The 16,138-nt window shown below is 60.0% G+C and carries 12 protein-coding genes and 4 pseudogenes; 6 read left to right on the forward strand and 10 right to left on the reverse strand.

Features of this window, described 5'->3' with window-relative positions; translation table 11 throughout:
* The first annotated feature begins 7 nt into the window (after positions 1–7).
* The 3 genes from OKW45_RS05995 to OKW45_RS06005 are packed head-to-tail and all read left to right on the forward strand — an operon-like array spanning position 8 to position 1,441.
* Positions 8–715 carry a nucleotide-binding protein gene (locus tag OKW45_RS05995; RefSeq protein ID WP_429466541.1) on the forward strand — a complete coding sequence of 236 codons (708 nt, stop codon included), beginning with the start codon at positions 8–10 and terminating at the stop codon, positions 713–715.
* Positions 705–1,100 carry a hypothetical protein gene (locus OKW45_RS06000; RefSeq protein ID WP_429466543.1) on the forward strand — a complete coding sequence of 132 codons (396 nt, stop codon included), beginning with the start codon at positions 705–707 and terminating at the stop codon, positions 1,098–1,100. Before OKW45_RS05995 ends, OKW45_RS06000 begins: the two co-directional genes overlap by 11 nt.
* Positions 1,097–1,441 (forward strand): hypothetical protein, encoded by a 345-nt coding sequence (locus OKW45_RS06005; protein ID WP_429466545.1) that lies wholly within the window; start codon positions 1,097–1,099, stop codon positions 1,439–1,441. The genes OKW45_RS06000 and OKW45_RS06005 overlap by 4 nt, the downstream gene beginning before the upstream one ends.
* Positions 1,442–1,560: 119 nt before the next feature.
* Here the strand turns inward: OKW45_RS06005 and OKW45_RS06010 are convergent, their stop codons facing one another.
* The 6 genes and pseudogenes from OKW45_RS06010 to OKW45_RS06035 all read right to left on the reverse strand — a co-directional run bounded on the left by OKW45_RS06010 (position 1,561) and on the right by OKW45_RS06035 (position 8,364).
* Entirely contained in the window at positions 1,561–1,941 is a 381-nt protein-coding gene (locus tag OKW45_RS06010; protein WP_429466547.1) for a hypothetical protein, read from the reverse strand.
* A 25-nt stretch (positions 1,942–1,966) separates the two neighbouring features.
* A pseudogene (locus OKW45_RS06015) lies at positions 1,967–2,314 on the reverse strand (ParB/Srx family N-terminal domain-containing protein); the annotation flags it as partial.
* A 149-nt stretch (positions 2,315–2,463) separates the two neighbouring features.
* Positions 2,464–3,297 carry a DUF932 domain-containing protein gene (locus OKW45_RS06020; RefSeq protein ID WP_429469273.1) on the reverse strand — a complete coding sequence of 278 codons (834 nt, stop codon included), beginning with the start codon at positions 3,295–3,297 and terminating at the stop codon, positions 2,464–2,466.
* A 930-nt stretch (positions 3,298–4,227) separates the two neighbouring features.
* On the reverse strand, positions 4,228–5,430 hold the full coding sequence (locus OKW45_RS06025; protein ID WP_429466548.1) for a restriction endonuclease: 1,203 nt from the start codon (positions 5,428–5,430) through the stop codon (positions 4,228–4,230).
* 694 nt (positions 5,431–6,124) lie between these two features.
* A pseudogene (locus OKW45_RS06030) lies at positions 6,125–6,936 on the reverse strand (IS5 family transposase).
* 297 nt (positions 6,937–7,233) lie between these two features.
* Positions 7,234–8,364 carry an IS110 family RNA-guided transposase gene (locus OKW45_RS06035; protein WP_090812607.1) on the reverse strand — a complete coding sequence of 377 codons (1,131 nt, stop codon included), beginning with the start codon at positions 8,362–8,364 and terminating at the stop codon, positions 7,234–7,236.
* Positions 8,365–8,541: 177 nt separating this feature from the next.
* On the opposite strand from OKW45_RS06035, the gene OKW45_RS06040 reads away from it, so the two are divergent.
* Positions 8,542–9,666, forward strand: a complete 1,125-nt coding sequence (locus OKW45_RS06040) for an SH3 domain-containing protein (protein WP_429466550.1) — start codon at positions 8,542–8,544, stop codon at positions 9,664–9,666.
* A gap of 277 nt (positions 9,667–9,943) precedes the next feature.
* Here the strand turns inward: OKW45_RS06040 and OKW45_RS06045 are convergent, their stop codons facing one another.
* The 3 genes from OKW45_RS06045 to OKW45_RS06055 all read right to left on the reverse strand — a co-directional run bounded on the left by OKW45_RS06045 (position 9,944) and on the right by OKW45_RS06055 (position 13,423).
* Positions 9,944–11,467, reverse strand: coding sequence for an NRAMP family divalent metal transporter (locus tag OKW45_RS06045; RefSeq protein WP_429466552.1), 1,524 nt, complete (start codon positions 11,465–11,467; stop codon positions 9,944–9,946).
* Positions 11,468–11,576: 109 nt separating this feature from the next.
* Entirely contained in the window at positions 11,577–12,440 is an 864-nt protein-coding gene (locus OKW45_RS06050; RefSeq protein ID WP_026226061.1) for a class I SAM-dependent methyltransferase, read from the reverse strand.
* An 89-nt stretch (positions 12,441–12,529) separates the two neighbouring features.
* The gene (locus tag OKW45_RS06055; protein WP_018421952.1) at positions 12,530–13,423 is read right to left on the reverse strand and encodes an NAD(P)/FAD-dependent oxidoreductase; all 894 of its coding nucleotides are present in this window, start codon (positions 13,421–13,423) and stop codon (positions 12,530–12,532) included.
* Between the two features lie 285 nt (positions 13,424–13,708).
* Between OKW45_RS06055 and OKW45_RS06060 the strand changes: the two are divergent.
* Positions 13,709–14,342: pseudogene (locus OKW45_RS06060) on the forward strand (TetR/AcrR family transcriptional regulator).
* A pseudogene (locus OKW45_RS06065) lies at positions 14,330–14,451 on the forward strand (IS5/IS1182 family transposase); the annotation flags it as partial. The pseudogenes OKW45_RS06060 and OKW45_RS06065, both read left to right, overlap by 13 nt.
* 1,429 nt (positions 14,452–15,880) lie before the next feature.
* Here OKW45_RS06065 and OKW45_RS06070 read toward each other — a convergent pair.
* A complete protein-coding gene (locus OKW45_RS06070) occupies positions 15,881–16,135 on the reverse strand; it encodes a hypothetical protein (protein WP_429466554.1) in 255 nt (84 codons plus the stop codon).
* Positions 16,136–16,138: the final 3 nt, after the last annotated feature.

Consider the following 16,138-nt stretch of genomic DNA (forward strand, 5'->3'; position numbering starts at 1 on the left):
GTCGGTCATGGATAGAACTCATCCCATTTATCTGGTCGGTGGCAGTAAGGGCGGTGTTGGGAAAAGCATGGTAACGCTCGCGCTGGCTCATTACCTGCAGCGGCAGGACATTCACGCTGTTCTGGTCGAAACCGATACGTCGAATCCCGACGTCATGAAAGCGCTTAGAGACGAGATCACATGCGCGGCTTATGACCTTGATGATGCGGACGGCTGGATTGGATTCGTCAACTTCTGCGATATGCATCGGGGTGCGGCAGTGATTGTCAATACCGCGGCACGTAATCAGACGGGCGTGACACGATATGGCAGCACACTCGCACGGACACTGGATGAACTGGGGCGACAGCTTGTCGTGCTATGGGTGATCAACCGGCAGCGCGACAGCCTGGAGTTGCTGCATATTTTCGGGCAGACGTTTCCGGATACCGTGACGCATGTCGTTCGCAACGGCTACTTCGGTGCACCCGACAAATTCGCTTTGTATCAGGAGTCTCAGCTTCGCAAAACGATCGAGACGAAGGGCCGCTCACTCGATTTTCCTGATCTGGCGGATCGCGTTGCGGACGAACTACGCAGTCAACGTGTCTCGATCCGCAGGGCGACAGAAACCATGCACATTGGACAGCGGGCGGAGTTGTTTCGCTGGCGGGAGTTGTGCGACGCCATGTTCTCAAAAGTCATCAGCAGCGAGAGGACGCCCCATGACCAATAGGCGGTCGAAATCGGTCGATCCGATCATTCACCTGTTTCGCGAGGTGTCCGGCGACGTCCCGGACGGAGCCAGTCTCGCCCGCATGCACCGGGTCTCGAATGCATTGAACCTGCATGACAATGACGCGCTATGGTCGATCATTGCGGTGCTCGAATACTACGCGCGCCTGTATGAGGCCATGCCGGAGCGAATCCGGTGGGCGAGCGAGGGTAGCCTCGAAGCCGCGCGTCGCGAGGTCGGCGGCGCGGCCGATGCACTGATGCAGCAGCATCGGGACGCGCTTGAGCGATGCAAGGCGACGATCCAGTTGGCGGAAAACCTGATGCGGGAGCATGAGGAACGGTGTACCGGGCAGCACTGGCAGCCCTCAATGAGACTGCGATGATGGCGTTGACCGAGCGTATGGCAAATCAGGTCGCGCGAACAGCGGGTAACCGGCTGATCGGTGCGGCGGCGCTTTCGACGCGGGAGCAGCGCCAGCGGCTGGAAAGCACAATCCACACGTTCGTTCGGGCGGTTGAAGCAGCGACGGAGCGAGTAGAGGCGATGGCTACAAGGGTGGAAAGGCGTTTCGCGCGCTCGATGTATCGCCTGCTGCTGGTGGGCGGTGCCGTCCTCTGCCTTCTGCTCGCCGCAGGCGGTCTGGTTGGCCGGCGGACGGGATGCCAACCGTCGGCCACGGACTGTCGCGCAGTTCAGTTCCGGTCGGCAGACGGCAGGCCCTGAATGGACTGTGCCGTCTGCCTTGCCTGGTTACCGGACGAGGGCTGGAGCTTACGCTGCCCGCGAGTCAGGTTGCGCGGGGTCAATGCATGTAATCAGTCGGGAAAGGCCACGGCGGCTGATTACTGTCGGTGGCGGGAGGTACTTGCGCGTCCCGCGGCGCTGCTGGTGTACTCGCCGCCGCTCTCCGCATCAGGACCATTGCTGGCGTCTTCGCCGTCCCGTGTATCACCGGTGTTGCCTACAGCATCCGGGTCGCCTTCGTCCTCGTCCTCGTGGACAGCCCAGGAGGGCGTGGCCGGGACTTCGCGATCGGTGAGTATTTCCAGCCATGCAGACCTCGCAAGTCGCAGTTCGGCTGCCGCTGCGGCGTCGACCTTCTTCATCTTACTGAGGTCGGAGGCAACCTTGGGCGACAGGGCAGTGGTCACCACTTCGGCGATGCGCGCTTTGCTGACATGATCGAAATACGAAGCGCGCGTGGGCGTCCAGTATCGCGTCATATCGAGTTGCAGCGCGGTGCTGATGGCGTACCGGCACAGGATAGTCGGCGGTGATATGGCCGTTCGCGTACAGCAGGTCGAGCGCCGCATGACGGCGCTGACCCGCGCGTACGCCGTGTCTGCGCGCCTTGCCACGTGACCCCTTCATTTCGTGTACAACAAGGTTCTGTAACAGGCCCTTCGCGTGGATGTTGTCCGCGAGCGCTGGAATGACCGACAGGGGTTTGGTCCGGGCGTTATGGGGTGAGGGACACAGACTCGAATAGGGCACGGTCGCGACCGGTTGCTCGTTACCGAAATTCGTTTCGAGCAAGGATACGGCAGTGGCTTCCGCTGTTGCTCCATCGGAAGGCGTTGTACTGGTTTGTGCGATGACTTCGGATTTGCATGATCGACTCCAGAATGATTGACAGAGATCGTCCGGGTCACGGTGTTACGGATCACGTCAGGACTGGACCCGGTTAGGTATCCAGATCGCCAATCTGCTGGGAGGGCGGCGATGCACGGTCGCCCCTCCGGTCCTTACGCCTTCATCTGGCGCATTGCATCGGCAAGCATCCAGAGCGCGCGGTTCAGCTTCACGTTCTGATCGATGCCGACGACTGGGCGCGTGGACATGGCCCGACCAGTGCGCGAGCGGCCGTGCAGACCTCCCTTGGTCATGTTTTCCTGAACGCGGTTGAAGACGGTCCAGAGGTCATCACGGTGATCTTCGAAGCGGCGCACGTTGAGCAACTGGCTCCCGGTGATCGGAGCCGGTGTGTTGGCGTCAGTCGGGTCGTAGCGCAGGGCGAGGGCGGAGCGGGCAAACGCGTGCTGTTCGTCACGGGTGAGTTTGGCGGCGCGCATGCCGTCCTTCTGCTCGCGGATCAGGTCGAAGCCGTCGAGCACGTCGAATGCACCATTGATGACGTTCTGCACGATGTCGCCCTTGTGCGGCACGCGCACCTCACCCACTGTGTCGCCCGCGACCATGCCGTTTTGACAGACGAACCTGAACGCGCCAGCGAGCATCTGATAGCTGCTGGTGCCATCGTGCGAGTTGAGGAGGATGATCTCGTTGGCTTCCTCGCCAGTAATTTCGTCGGCGTGGCGCATGCGGATCATGTGTTTCGTGAATTCGCGTTTGTCCTGATCGCGCACACGTGTCTGGCACACCATGAAGGGCTGGAAGCCTTCGTTGCGCAGGCCCTTCAGTACATCGATGGTCGGAATGTAGGTGTAGCGTTCCGAGCGGCTTTGATGCTTGCCTTCGGCGAAGATGGACGGCGCGATGCGACGGATCTGGTCATCGGAGAGCGGCGAGTCGGAACGAAGCATCGGGGAGCCGTAGCGGAAAGAGGAAGCGAGTTGCATGGCAATCTCCACATCAAGAAGTTGATCGGTGTTGCGCTGACCGGGCTCCAAGATTCCGCCCCGTCGTAGGGGTTGGTTTCATCCTGGTCGAAGCTGGAGGTTGGCTTTGCTGCCGCCAGTCTCCTGAGTTCGCGCCCGTGCGACTCAAGGAGCCGGCGCCGGGCGGCCGTCAAGGAAAGAAGTGAGGGGTGGGTGCGGGACGGAGCGAAGCGCAGGACACGGCCCCGAACGCCTTGACGGCCGTCTGGTGTCGGCTACGGTCGCGGATTAGGGCGGGAACGGTGGAGACTGGTGGCGGCGAAACTGCGCAGTTGAGCGGGATGAAACGCCGCGCGGCGAGCGCGAATGTGGAGGCCGCGTGCGGCCTTCACCTGACTAGTCTTTGAGGGGTAGGGCTCTTTCGGGGATTGACGCTCTGCAGAGTCGAGACGCCCGATGAGGCTTAACGGATGCGCGAAAGCCGATCCAACGGCGCAGGGATATGCCTGGGAGACTCCTTGCAATCCGAATCGTGATAGACAGCGCTCATCGTGGTCGTCAGTCCGGATCCTGCTCGCGGGAGAAAGGGATACTTCGGAAGCAAGGAAAGGGAACGCCGGAACCTGCGCCGAGCGGATCGATCGGCGCAGGAGCGCAGATGTTTCATTGGTTCCCGAGCTTTTGGCGGCGTTGTGCGACCGTCTCAAAGTCGGGGCGGATTCAACCGGTGGATGCAATAGTTTGCTGGAATCGTTCGACGAGCTTTCGGACGGCTTTCGTGAATGCGTACGGTCGGCCAATTGCCGCCGTTCACCCTCGCTGTGATAGCGGCATCTAGCCGACCGCTTTGCCCCCGAAAGCGGCCAATGCTTGTAGAAAGCTGACTTCGCACTTCGGCTTTGCGAGGAGAGGTCTAGGGTTGACCGCTCAAACAGTTGCGAAGTAGCCTGGTCACGCCCCCGTGAAGGCTTGGGATGTAGATTCCTCCGTATCATTACCGTCCAGACGGAACTGCTCGATGATCCGTTGGTTGTGGTCGTCAAGGTAGGCTTGCAACTCACGGCGCCCTATCAGCCGCACTGATGCAGCGTTGGCGAGTTCGGTGGCTGATCGTGTGAAATATGAGTTTGTGACGACCATGGCGTCATCGCAACCATAAAAGCTCTTCGCAGAGATGGCTTCCTGGACCGCCGAGTTACCAACGTTTCCTGAATAATTTTTCGCCTGAATCACCATCTTTTTGCCGAACTTGCTTACGAACAGGTCTGCGCCTTGGTCACCGCTTAATTTGGTTGCCTCGACATCGTAGCCCGCTGTCTGGAAGATCTGGGCGAGAAATTTCTCAAATTCGTATCCATTCATGGCGTCCACGTGGTACATCGTGACGAACTGATTGGGATCGAAGAACTCCAGTTTCGTTGCCAGCCTCTCGACAAGGATGTCGAAGTTGATCTGTTCGCAGACGTCAAGCCAGGTTTTCACGGTCTGCCAGGGCAAGAGCGGCGTGCCGAATGCCGAGGACGCCTGATCCGCGTACTGTATCTCCGGGTGCCGGATGTTGTTATCCCAGAGGAAATAGAACAACAGGCTGAGATCATCGCGATAGCTCACCCCTGCTTCCGCTATCCAAGACCGGAGAATCTCACGCAGTGAACCCTTGATGTGTCTCGATATCTCGGTGGAGAAACCAAGGTATGCCGAGTTGAACCCGGTCGTCAGCAAAAGTTTGTCCAACAGATGCGGGAGCTCTTCCAGTTCGGTAAAGCCCTTGCGGATCAGAACTTCGCGAAAAAGTTCCCGGTTAGAATATGTTCCATTTTCTCGTGCGCTAGGCGTCTCGGCGTCACTGGGCTCGACGCCCACGTTTCGAACTGTGTGAAAGAAGTTGGCAAAGTAAGGCTTTTTGAGCTCGGAATATTTTCTGAGCACCGCGCGAAGAAGGTCGTTAAGCTGCGCCTGCTCCTTTTTCTTGCCGAGCAGATCTTTCAGAAACCCCTTCGTCTGATACTGGAATTCCGGGTAGAAGGAAGGGTCAAGCGGGACCTGGAGCGCCGCAGGCGCGGGCTGGCCCGATGCTTGGACCGGAGCATTCGTACACCATGGACACTTAGTTTCGAATGATTTGCGTCTGCACGAAGTACATTGGTAGATCACGAATTCTCTCCAGACTGTAAATCTGTTGTTTGGTAGCCATCATCTTGCCAATTAAATCTACACTGCAAACCCTGCAATGTTAGAAAGACGTCTTGCATTAATTGCGTTGCGACCACCTAAGCCCGCATTCGATCCACGCCGAAGCATAACCGCCCGCCCACTTCGCTTCAATCGCAAAGCCGATTTGAAAATCGACAACACACACGGGCTGCTTCGGGGTCGGACGTCGCCGGCCGCGTCGGGCGACGTCCGGCCATTAAGAGTCGCTCAGTCACTTTGAAACCTGCAGTTCGAATGGCGGCTCTCCTCCCGAGACACGAGGTAACAACGAGGGATTGTTCCTTATATCCACAGGACCGGCTGTAGGTGCCGCGCGCGCCGTACGCGTGATGCAGGCATATGGCATCACGACGCGCTAGGTAGAGAAGGAACGACGCCCGTATCTCGGCTAATCCGATAAAATCGACATGCGCCGGAGACTAGGCCTTAAGCGATTCTGTAGAGTGATCCGAGGACGACTCGAAATGGAAAAGGGACCGTTAGATAAAGCGAAGGGACCGGGCGCGGGGCCGATGCCGGAGATGGAGCGGCTCGGACTGGATCCTTCGATAATGCAGTCCGTCAAAGGAATTGATGCAATGCAGACCGCGAGCTGGGCCCAGCAACTTAAAGTGATCGACGCCCTTAGACGGTGTTAGGAACTTCTAAGTACTGGGATTGCATGGACAAGCATAAGCATGGCGAAGACGACAAAATGCAGACCTGCGAGTGTTTCGGGCAAGCGTTCGTAGTCACGTGCGAGGCGTCGAAAGCGGTTGAGCCGTCCGAAGCTGCGCTCGACTACCCATCGACGTGGCAACAGCACGAAACCCTTTTTCGCTTCATCGAGCTTGACCACCTGGAGATCAATTCCCTGAGCGCGCGCGGCCTGCGCAGGAGCTTCGCCCGTGTAACCCTGATCGGCAAAGGCCACTTTCACGGTTTCTCCCGTTGCCTGCTGCACCTGGCGCGCCAGTTCTGCCACCTGTGCGCGCTCCTGCTCGTTGGCCGGCGTCACGTGTACGGCGAGCAACTGACCCAGCGTGTCGACCGCCATATGCACCTTGCTGCCACGCTTGCGCTTGTAGCCGTCATAGCCTGCGCCTGGACCGCTGTCACATGTCGATTGCATCGTACGGCCGTCAAGGATCACCGCGCTGGGCTGCCCCTGCCGCCCCTGCGCGACATGGATGATCGAACGAAGATCACTCACCATGCACTCGAAACAGCCGGCCGCCAGTCATCGTTGCGTCTGCTGGTACACGAGTTCCCGCGGCGGAAAGTTGGTCGGCAGCATTCGCCACGCAGCCCAGCGCGAGCCATCCAGTGCAACGCATTGAACATCTCGCGCAACTCGTATTTACGCTGTGGTGCACTCTCATCCATCAACGTCAGATACGCTGCTACGAAGCTCCATTCTTCGTCTGACACGTCTGTCGGGTAGGCTTTACGTTTCTCTCTTGTCATCCCTCCAGGGTGATATGACTTCTCGTGTCAATATGATCGGTTCTGTGTTTTCGATGTTTGAATTTCCTGAGGGCGACGTAGCAGTAAGTCTCGACGGTGGATCAAGCTGATATCCGCGGATTGGCTACCGCATTACAGATGTCCGCCCAATGAGCCTTCCGCTACCTACCACCGCAATTCGGATGAGATCCGTTGCCTACCCTGGTCGCGGGTTACTCGTGTGCCGGGCTACGCTGCCTTCAGGAAACTCCTGCACGTGTCGTTACGGTGGATGCAGACGCAGGGCATTGCTGTACATCACGGCATCTGTGTCTCGCGCGGTATGGCCAGCGACAAGGAGAGCCGGCAGATGTCCCAGATGAATCCGCTGAGTTCACGGGCAACTGCGACTACGGCGATATTCTTCTGCTTGCCGCGCGCGACGAGTTTGCGATAGCGTCGGCACAAGCGCACCTGTGCGTCCCAGGCTCGATCTACAATCGGTTTAGGCAGACCTTCGTGACGACGCTGAATATCGGGGCTCACACGCGCAGGGTGGCGATAGCTCCAGGCAGCTTCAACTAGCAGCTTTCTTGCATAACTGTTGCCGCTTTTAGTGATGCTGCCCTGACGACGCTTGCCGCCCGATGAGTGCTCGGACGGCGTCACCCCGAGCCACGCCATCAACTGGCGTGGGTGCACGAAGCGTGAGAGATCGCCCAGCTCGGCGAGCATGCCCACTGCCGTGGTGAACTGGACACCGCGCATTGCCTGCAGGCCCAGGACGGCGGGATAGAAGCGCCAGTTGACGACTGCCTCACGCAGCGCGGACTCCAGCCGGTCACATTGGGCGAGCCGGTCTTCGATCGCGCGACGTAGCTCTTCAAACGCAAACTGCTGCCACGCACTGTCGAAGCTGTATGCGCTCAGCCAGCGTCGGTGCGCCGGCCCCCAGTCGGCAGAGCCGGTGTAGCGCACGCCGTGCGACAGCAGAAAGGCTTTTACCCGTTGCCGTGCACGCTTGAGGTCGTCCTTGGCAATCACCCATGCGCGGGCCAGATCCCGGAATGCTTCATCGTCGATGCTGGGGACGTATACGGCCGACAGGTCGCCGGCACGCAGCGATCGGACGAGCTTGACGGCATCACGTCTGTCAGTCTTGATGTGCTCACCTGGCTTGCGGGGAATCAGCGAGGGCGCGCAGACCATGCACTGGAATTCTTTCTGGACAAGCTGCCGGTAAAGCCCATATCCGCACGGACCGGCTTCGTAGACGATGCTGACGCATCGCGCTTTAGATTGCAGTCTCTTGCACAACCGTTCCACGTCGGCCTGCGTAGTACCGATCTTGCCGAGCAGTTCAACCTCGCCCGAACCAATGGCATAGGCGACCGTGATCGAATCCTTATGAACATCAAGACCCACGTAAAGAGTGCTATCGTGCTCCATGCTGGCCTCCGCGTCGGAAATCGCCGGGTGCGGCACGTCCGCACCGTGCGGCTCTGACAGCAATGCTAACCCGCGTTTGATTCCGTTGCGGCAGGCCAGCCTCTGTCCCGCAGGAAGTCATACTGCCTACCAGGTTTTGGCCGGAAGTTCCTAACACCGTCTAAGCTCGAACCCTCGATGACATCTTCCTTCAAGGCGATGGAGGCGCTGAAAGCCGACACCGGCTTACTACAGCAGATCAAGTCGCTCCAGGCTTCCTTCGACAACGGGTTGGGACAGCAGATCAGAGCGCTCCAGGCTTCCTTCGACAACGGATTGGGACAGCAGATCAGAGCGCTCCAAGCTTCCTTCGACAACGGATTGGGACAGCAAATCAGGACGCTTCAGGCTTCCTTCGATACCGGGCGGGAACAGCAGATCAGAGCGATTCAGGACACTTTGGTCACTGGATGGGCTAAGCACCATAAGGCGATTGAGGCTGCTCTCAATCCTGCTTGGGCGCGGCAGCTTAGCGCAATCGACGCGTTCAGATTGGAACCTTCGTTCGTGGCTTCGGCGAAGGCGTTCGAATCCGCTTATGCCGATATGCACGTGAACAAGTGGCTGCAAGATTTGCAGACTGACAAGTTCACCGACTTACTGAGGACATGGAAGGCCGCCAATCCCATCACGGAACTCAGTGAAGTGGTCGAGGCGATGAGGTCGAATGGGCTCGTCGAATCGGCGACCCGTCTGATTGCGACGAATCCCCCGGCACCCGTATCGATGACAGCTGGGGACATCGCTGATGTGCAAGCAATCGTTGACAGGGCCATCGATCGCGCCGCACAGCAGGCAGAAGCCAGGATGGCGCCGTTCGTGAAGACGATTGTTGACGAAATCCAGTCGATGAAGGACTCACGCCTTAAGGCCTTTGTGGTGCTCTTTATCGTCCCAGTTCTAATCAGCGCGATTTACATGATCCTGAATCCCGTCGCCGATTTCTATATAAAACGGGCGCTTGAGGAACACTCCCGCACCGCCTCGCCGCGCGAGGTCAAACAGAACGTCCGCAAGAAAGCCGTGATCTATGCCGCAGATCGGGAACAACTTCAGTCGTTCCGGTTCGTCTTGAAAGAAGAACTGGAAGTACACACCCACCCGTCGAGCAAGTCTCCGGCTGTCGGGAATCTCGCGCTCGGGCAGGTGGTTATGCTGCTCGAGAGGCAGAAAGCGTGGTCTTCCGTCGCGTGGACTGCCGATGACGAGTCACCCGCAGTCCACGGGTGGGTGTACTCGCGCTATGTGAGCAAGATCGTCTAGAGTTATGCGCAAGTCGCGTCGCTGATAGCAGCAACCACTGCATCGCGCTCGTCGCTCTCGCGCAGGTTTTCCCTTTTGAGCGCATTCAACCCGGCGCGGAGCACGACGGTCGGGAAACCATGCCAAGTAGAGTCCGAAGTTCCCGAAAAGGCTGTTCATGCGCCTCGACAACTTCGGGACATACGGCGGGCAGTTGTATCCCCAAGAACAGTCATTGGTGTTGCGCCAATCTGAAGGCCTGTTCGGGGTCGCTTGCCGCCGATCGTCATCGGGCGGATTAGGAAAACGTTCCGGCAATTCCAGAGTACAAGCCCAAGCCTACCGTAATGGCGATCACCGTTCCGGCCAACATCCCGTAACTTCCCCTTAGTCGATACGGCTCGGGCAGGCGCCGGGCGAGCAGGTACAGGAAGCCGAGCACGATCGGCAACAGCAGCGCGTTCATCACCTGCACGCCGACGCCCAGCGAGACCAGGTTCGCGCCGGAGCCCGCGATGAACGCGGCGATGATCAACACCGTGGTATAGGTCGCGTAAAACCACGGCGCTTCGCGCGGCGTATGCTCAAGCGCATGCCGGTAGCCCAGTATCTCGCCAAGCGCGCGAGCCGCAGTCAGCGTCACTACGATGGCGGCCACGAGCGCCGCGCCAACCATTCCCATGCCGAACAGTAGCTTGCCGGTCTGCGCGCCAAGGAACGGGGTAAGGGCATCACCGATTTGCTGCACTGTGTCTAGCGGTTTATGCAGGCCGGAACGCGCCAAGGTCGCTGCTGTGACCACCAGCACGGCCGCCATAATCAACTGGGTCAATACTGCGCCGACCGCTGTATCCCAGCGAGCGGCGCGCAGGTCTTCGAGATCGAGCTCTTTCTCCACCACGGCCGATTGCTGATAGAACACCATCCACGGCATGATCACAGCCCCAATGTTGGCTGACAGCAGGAACAGGTAGTCGTGGTTGCCGAGCGGCATGCTGGCAAGCTCGGCGTGTATGCTCGCAGCATCCGGATGGGCGCGCCAGGCCACCAGCACGAACACCAATTCGAAGGCGCCAAGCAGAATCGCGATCCGTTCCACCGACAGGTACGACCCTGTGTACGCCATCCAGGATAGCCCGACGACCGTTAGCGTCAACGTAAGCCACGATGGAATGCCATACATCAGGCCAACTCCGGCCAACCCGCTCATCTCCGATAACAAGGCACCCAGGCAGGCCAGCATCAAGGTGCCTACCGACAGCCATGCCCAACGGGGGCCAAAATGCTGCTTGATCAAATCGCCGTGCCCCTTGCCCGTGACCATGCCGAGGCGAACGGTCAACTCCTGAACGATGAACAAGACCGGAATCAATAGCAGTTGCAGCAGCAATAACCGGTATCCCCATTGGGCGCCACTTTGCGCCGCGGTAATGACGCTACCCGCGTCCGTGTCGGCCAGCATCACGACCAATCCCGGTCCGGCGATGGCGAAAACTCGGATCCACCAGCGCGATTGCGAGGCGAGTGTGGGTGAACTCATCGATTTATTGAGAATGCGATTCATTACTAGAAACGAGATGATCGCGTGCAATAGACGTGGTGTGAATGCGACCGTAAGCCGCAGGGCCGGGGTGCCAAAAGTTGGTTTCTTCCGTGCCGTCGGCCACGGGGCGAAAGCTGTCGCTTGGTTCATGAGGCGTCCACCGGCCGAAGTGAGCCGCGTGCCGCCGATCGCCGTCAGGCAGAGGTCGGCCACAAACTGCCGGTCACATGCGCCGCCGGAAGACCGCTCAGGCGTCGGCTCTGCTTCGCAACCGGCCATCTGATTGTCGCAAGGCGAGCGCTCGTTCAGCGGCCAGAAGGGACATCAATCTGGCCGGCCAAAGACGCCCTGTTCCACCGAGCGGAGGCATCTCCCCTGTTAATCCCTGTCAGCTTGCCGGATTTCGTGCCATGACGACCCATGCCGCGCCGTTGATCATCACCGACCCCTCGCCGGGGAGGCTCGCGAAGGCGGCACGAACTGCGGCGGAGGCACGGGCGCGGATGTCGTCGGGCTGACCAGCGAGCGCACGCGACAGCGGGCCGACCTCAAGCGTCATCCTCACTGCGTCGTCGATCGCCGCGTCCCGCGTTTCGCCCTCGCCGAATGGGACGGCCGCGTCGAAGGGCGAGATAACGATTTCGGTGAAACCGGCCGCCGTCAGGATGCGCGCCACGTGCTCCCGGTCGCCGAACGAAAACGGGCCGGGCGCTTCGGGATCGGGGAGCGCGCTCGGCGGGACGATGTCCTTGAGCGCGCCCACCGGCAGTCGCATCCAATCGTTCTCGGCCGCACCGCGCCAGCAGACGAAAGCGACCCGGCCGCCCGGCCGGAGCGCGCGTCGCATATGGGCGAACGCCGCTGTCGGATCGGGGAAAAACATCACGCCGAAACGCGAGAACAGAATGTCGAACGCGCCTTCGGGCAGCTCTGCGCTGCTGGCGTCGGCCACCTGAAACAGGGCCGGCGTATCGTGGCGCGCAAGCGCGCGCGCTCGATCGATCAGCGGTTCGGATATGTCCACGCCCAGCACTTGGCCCCCGGCGCCGACGCGAGCGGCCAGAGCCAGACTTGACGCACCCGCGCCGCAGCCGATGTCCAGCACGCGCTCACCCGTCGCGGGCGCGGCGGCTTCGATCGCGGCCTGGCCGAACACCGCCACCAGAGCGTCGAGCCGGGCCTGGTTGGCGACCCAGCGCTCCCCGCTTTGACCATTCCAGTCACCCACCTGATCAGCACTTTGCTTTGCCATGTCATCTCCTTGACTCGACGATCCGCCTTTCGCCGCGTCGATTTACGCCAACCTTTTCGAAGGCGACGACGCAACAAGGATCTGTGCTCTCAAACCACCATCGACTGCTGGGCGAAGATACCCGCCATCGCGCCCTGCGATGAAGCCTGGGTGACGGAGGGCAAGAAGGGTGTGGCGAGGTCGCCAGCGGCGTAGATGCCGGGCATGCTGGTTTGGCGGCGCTCGTCGACTTTGAGGACGATGCCGGTGGGCGTATCGACCGTGGCGAGGCCCAGTGATTCATGCAGGCGTGCGGACGGCTTGTTGCGCGGATGGGCGAACAGGACGTCGACCGCGACATTGCGGCGGGTATCGAGATTGACGGTGTTGATATGGCCCTTGTGATGGGCGATCTCGACGATCCGGCCATCGACGACAGGTATGTTGCGACGCGCCAGATCGACTTGGATATCGGGCGCAATGTCATGACCATCGGCGAAGACAGTCAGCTTGTCCGTCCAATCGCGGAACAGCCTGGCAGACTGGTGCGACTGCGGGCTGGACCAGACGAGGCCCCAATGCTGGCCGGCGACTTCAAAGCCGTCGCAATAGGGGCAGGGCACGATGGACGTGCCCCAGCTTTCGGCAAAGCCCGGAACATCAGGCATCTGGTCGGCGACGCCATAGCTCAGGATCAGGCGGTGCGCCCTCAGGCTTTCGTTATCGTCAGTGACGACGCAGAAATCGTCGATGGCGCCAGACACGCTCTCGGCCCGGGCATTGACCAGCCTGATCGTTGGATAGCGCGTCAACTGCTGCCGCGCCTCGACCAGGATGTCCAGCGGTGGCTTGTGATCGTGGCCGAGCAAGCCATGCGAGTGGCCTGCAAAGCGGTTGCGCGGCCGGCCGGTATCGAGAACCGTGACCTTGCGGCGGGCACGGCCGAGCTGCAGGGCGGCGGCGAGGCCGGCAAAGCTGCCGCCGATGATGATGACGTCATCCATGGTGATGGGCTCCGTGTTGTGATTGGAGGGGTGGGCTGGGCGTGGTGTGCAATATCGTCCAGCGATACGCGCTTGAGACGGTCAGCGAGTAGGGCTTCGGCATTGGGGAGAAAGTTGCTGATGGCTGTATTGATCGGCCCCACAATCCCGCATTCGATATCGCCAGGCGCCCCGGGGAAACCCGGTTTGGGCAACTGGTTGAAACCTATCCTTGGCTTGCACATTTAAGATACTGCGTGGTATCGTAGTGCAAGAATTTGAATACTGTCAAGTACTGGAATTGTTGTGACCGAAAACAGCCAGAGCCGGCGCGGCCGGCCCGCCAACGAGGCGCTTCGCCAAACGATCGTCGACGCCGCCTGCGAACTCTTTGTGGAATTGGGTTTTCAAGCGACGACCATGGACAAGGTCGCGCAGCGGGCGAAGATATCCAAGCTCAGCATCTATCGGCACTTCGAGAACAAGGAGGCGCTGTTCAGCGCGGCCATGGTGGCCCGCTGCGATCAGTTTGCACCGCAGGCCCTTTCTGAAGGCGTCGACGGTTCGGCCGAAGATCAGCTCATGGCGGTGGGATCATCCCTGCTTCGCACGCTGTTGAACCCGGACGTCCGCAGTGTCGAAGCCATGGTTTTGGCCGACAAGACGAATCAAAAGTCGTTGAGCAAGCTCCATTACGAAGCCGGGCCCGCCCATGTCATCGCCCAGATCGAGGCCGTGTTGCGTCAGTTGCACGCGAAAGCGATTCTGAACGTACCCCATGCTCTCCGATCCGCCGCGCTTGTTTGCCGCGCTTTTCAAAGGATCCGATCTCCTGCTTGTCGCACGCTTCGATGAGGCGAGAGCACAGGACGACAACGAAATCGAATCCTATTGCCGGTCGGCCGTCGCCATGTTCATCGCCGCGCACGGTGGCATCTAAAGGTGCACTATCGCGGCTTGATGAAGAACACGCAGAGTTGCACACGCTGTTCGCTCTAAGCAATCTTTGGATGACGCGCGAACGACTGATGCGCGAGGCCGCTGCATGAGCGCAAAAGCCGCCCGCGCGGGCAGGCAATCGGCGCCTTCCTTATGCCGAACGTAGCGCTGCATTCGAGCCAGGTGCCGCACCGCTTCCACCGCATCGGCCCTATGTGGATGGCTCAGTGCGGCAAAACGAGTTCTGAACACCATCCCTAACCTTGCGGGCGCTTCCTTTCGATCTGGTGAACGACAAGCTGATTGCTTATAGAGAAATCAAACTTAAGTTCGAGAGCAATCGAGGGTCGAGCAAGACGTCATCCTTGCACGGCGTAAGCCGCCTCACCAACTCACGGGTCTAAGCGTCCGCAGAGGCCGATGACTTGCCCCCCAGGCGACGGCACGGAATGACCGTTCCACTCCGATACCTACCCTTAGAACCGAGACTGCTCGACCGGCTGCAACGGGTCGAGAAGACTCACTCGTTAGTAACGGGAGCTGACATTCGCCGGCACCCGTTTGCGAATGTCAGCAAGGCGACGGGCAGCCGCCGCACGCCGTCCGATCAGCGATCGTCGGCTTTGGCCGAACTCCAGTCTCCCTGTGCGAGTAGACGAATGGCCGTTGTACCTTGAAAGCCGACGTGGAGCGCGCCGGGACGACGGCCCGCCATGGAGGCGAACTCCGACTCAGCCCGACGCGTGCTAGCGTGTCCTGATCGGCTCTGAGAATCGCGCGGGCTCCCCGATGCGGGGTTTCGCGATACGCACAATTGCCCTTGACATGAGTTTGATCGCGCCTGCTGAAGATTGAGACGACTTGCCAGTCGTGGTTGCGCAGCATCTTCCGGTCGAGCGGCCGCTCCGCTCGCCGGGGTTGCAGCACGGTTTGCATCGTTTCCGGTCGGTAACATGGCCGCAGTTGGGATCATGGCTTCTTCAAGCTTTGCCAGGATCGCGCTGGAAAGTGCCTGACGGTATCGAAGACGGTATTCCTGAAGAAGTCGGCATTCGGATGCCCTGTGTTCGCGATGTTTGAACGAAAGTGCGCGTGGATTCTCTGTTGCGGTCTGTCCAGAGCTGAAAACTGCCGACTGGATTTTTCGGTATGGCTGACGGTATCGTCACTCCCGACCGGCCGGAGAAGCCGTATACACAAGGGTCCCCGTCACCGATTGACGATCGAGTGGGTATTGGAGTGGGACCGAACGCGCTTACGCAGTGATTGCTTGTGCGGTCCTGCAGCGGCGAGTCCCCCTTTCTTTCCTCTGTTGCCGAAACGCGACATTAATTTGCCAAAGATTTACGGTTTGATCCGGCGTAGGGTTTGGCGTAGGTCGGTCGCCGGAGGCCCGCCCGCCAAGGCCTCTTCAATACTTCGACGAAAACGAGTAAACCGGCTCGATAAGCGGGTCGGTGGCGGCTTGCGGCGCGGTGCTTGCCACCACGGGGGCACCTTCAGCGCCGCTTGACCCGCCCGCGGCTCATGACTGAGAAGCTAGAACACGCCGAAATCGTCATTGCTGTCGGGAATCGCGGCGAGCAGGTTCGCAAGCGCGCGCCAGCCCATGAAGCTCGATAGCGTTATCGCTACGCGCAGCCAGCGCTCGGCGCGTGAGCTCGGCTGCGTTGGCGGTGTTGACGCTACATCGATGCGCGACGCAACGGGCAGGTCTGCATGCTGTCTCTCCAGTGTCGAACGCCTTCGACGCTGTTCGTGCCGCGCCACGCCGTCCGTTTGCCGGACATCCACGCG

The sequence above is a fragment of the Paraburkholderia lebeckiae genome (assembly GCF_050436225.1).
Lineage (GTDB): Bacteria > Pseudomonadota > Gammaproteobacteria > Burkholderiales > Burkholderiaceae > Paraburkholderia > Paraburkholderia tuberum.

Coding starts and splice junctions, on each gene's coding strand:
- OKW45_RS05995 (WP_429466541.1), top strand. CDS start 8: ATGGATAGAACTCATCCCATTTATCTGGTCGGTGGCAGTAAGGGCGGT.
- OKW45_RS06000 (WP_429466543.1), top strand. CDS start 705: ATGACCAATAGGCGGTCGAAATCGGTCGATCCGATCATTCACCTGTTT.
- OKW45_RS06005 (WP_429466545.1), top strand. CDS start 1,097: ATGATGGCGTTGACCGAGCGTATGGCAAATCAGGTCGCGCGAACAGCG.
- OKW45_RS06010 (WP_429466547.1), bottom strand. CDS start 1,941: ATGACGCGATACTGGACGCCCACGCGCGCTTCGTATTTCGATCATGTC.
- OKW45_RS06020 (WP_429469273.1), bottom strand. CDS start 3,297: ATGCAACTCGCTTCCTCTTTCCGCTACGGCTCCCCGATGCTTCGTTCC.
- OKW45_RS06035 (WP_090812607.1), bottom strand. CDS start 8,364: ATGGAGCACGATAGCACTCTTTACGTGGGTCTTGATGTTCATAAGGAT.
- OKW45_RS06040 (WP_429466550.1), top strand. CDS start 8,542: ATGACATCTTCCTTCAAGGCGATGGAGGCGCTGAAAGCCGACACCGGC.
- OKW45_RS06045 (WP_429466552.1), bottom strand. CDS start 11,467: ATGGCCGGTTGCGAAGCAGAGCCGACGCCTGAGCGGTCTTCCGGCGGC.
- OKW45_RS06050 (WP_026226061.1), bottom strand. CDS start 12,440: ATGGCAAAGCAAAGTGCTGATCAGGTGGGTGACTGGAATGGTCAAAGC.
- OKW45_RS06055 (WP_018421952.1), bottom strand. CDS start 13,423: ATGGATGACGTCATCATCATCGGCGGCAGCTTTGCCGGCCTCGCCGCC.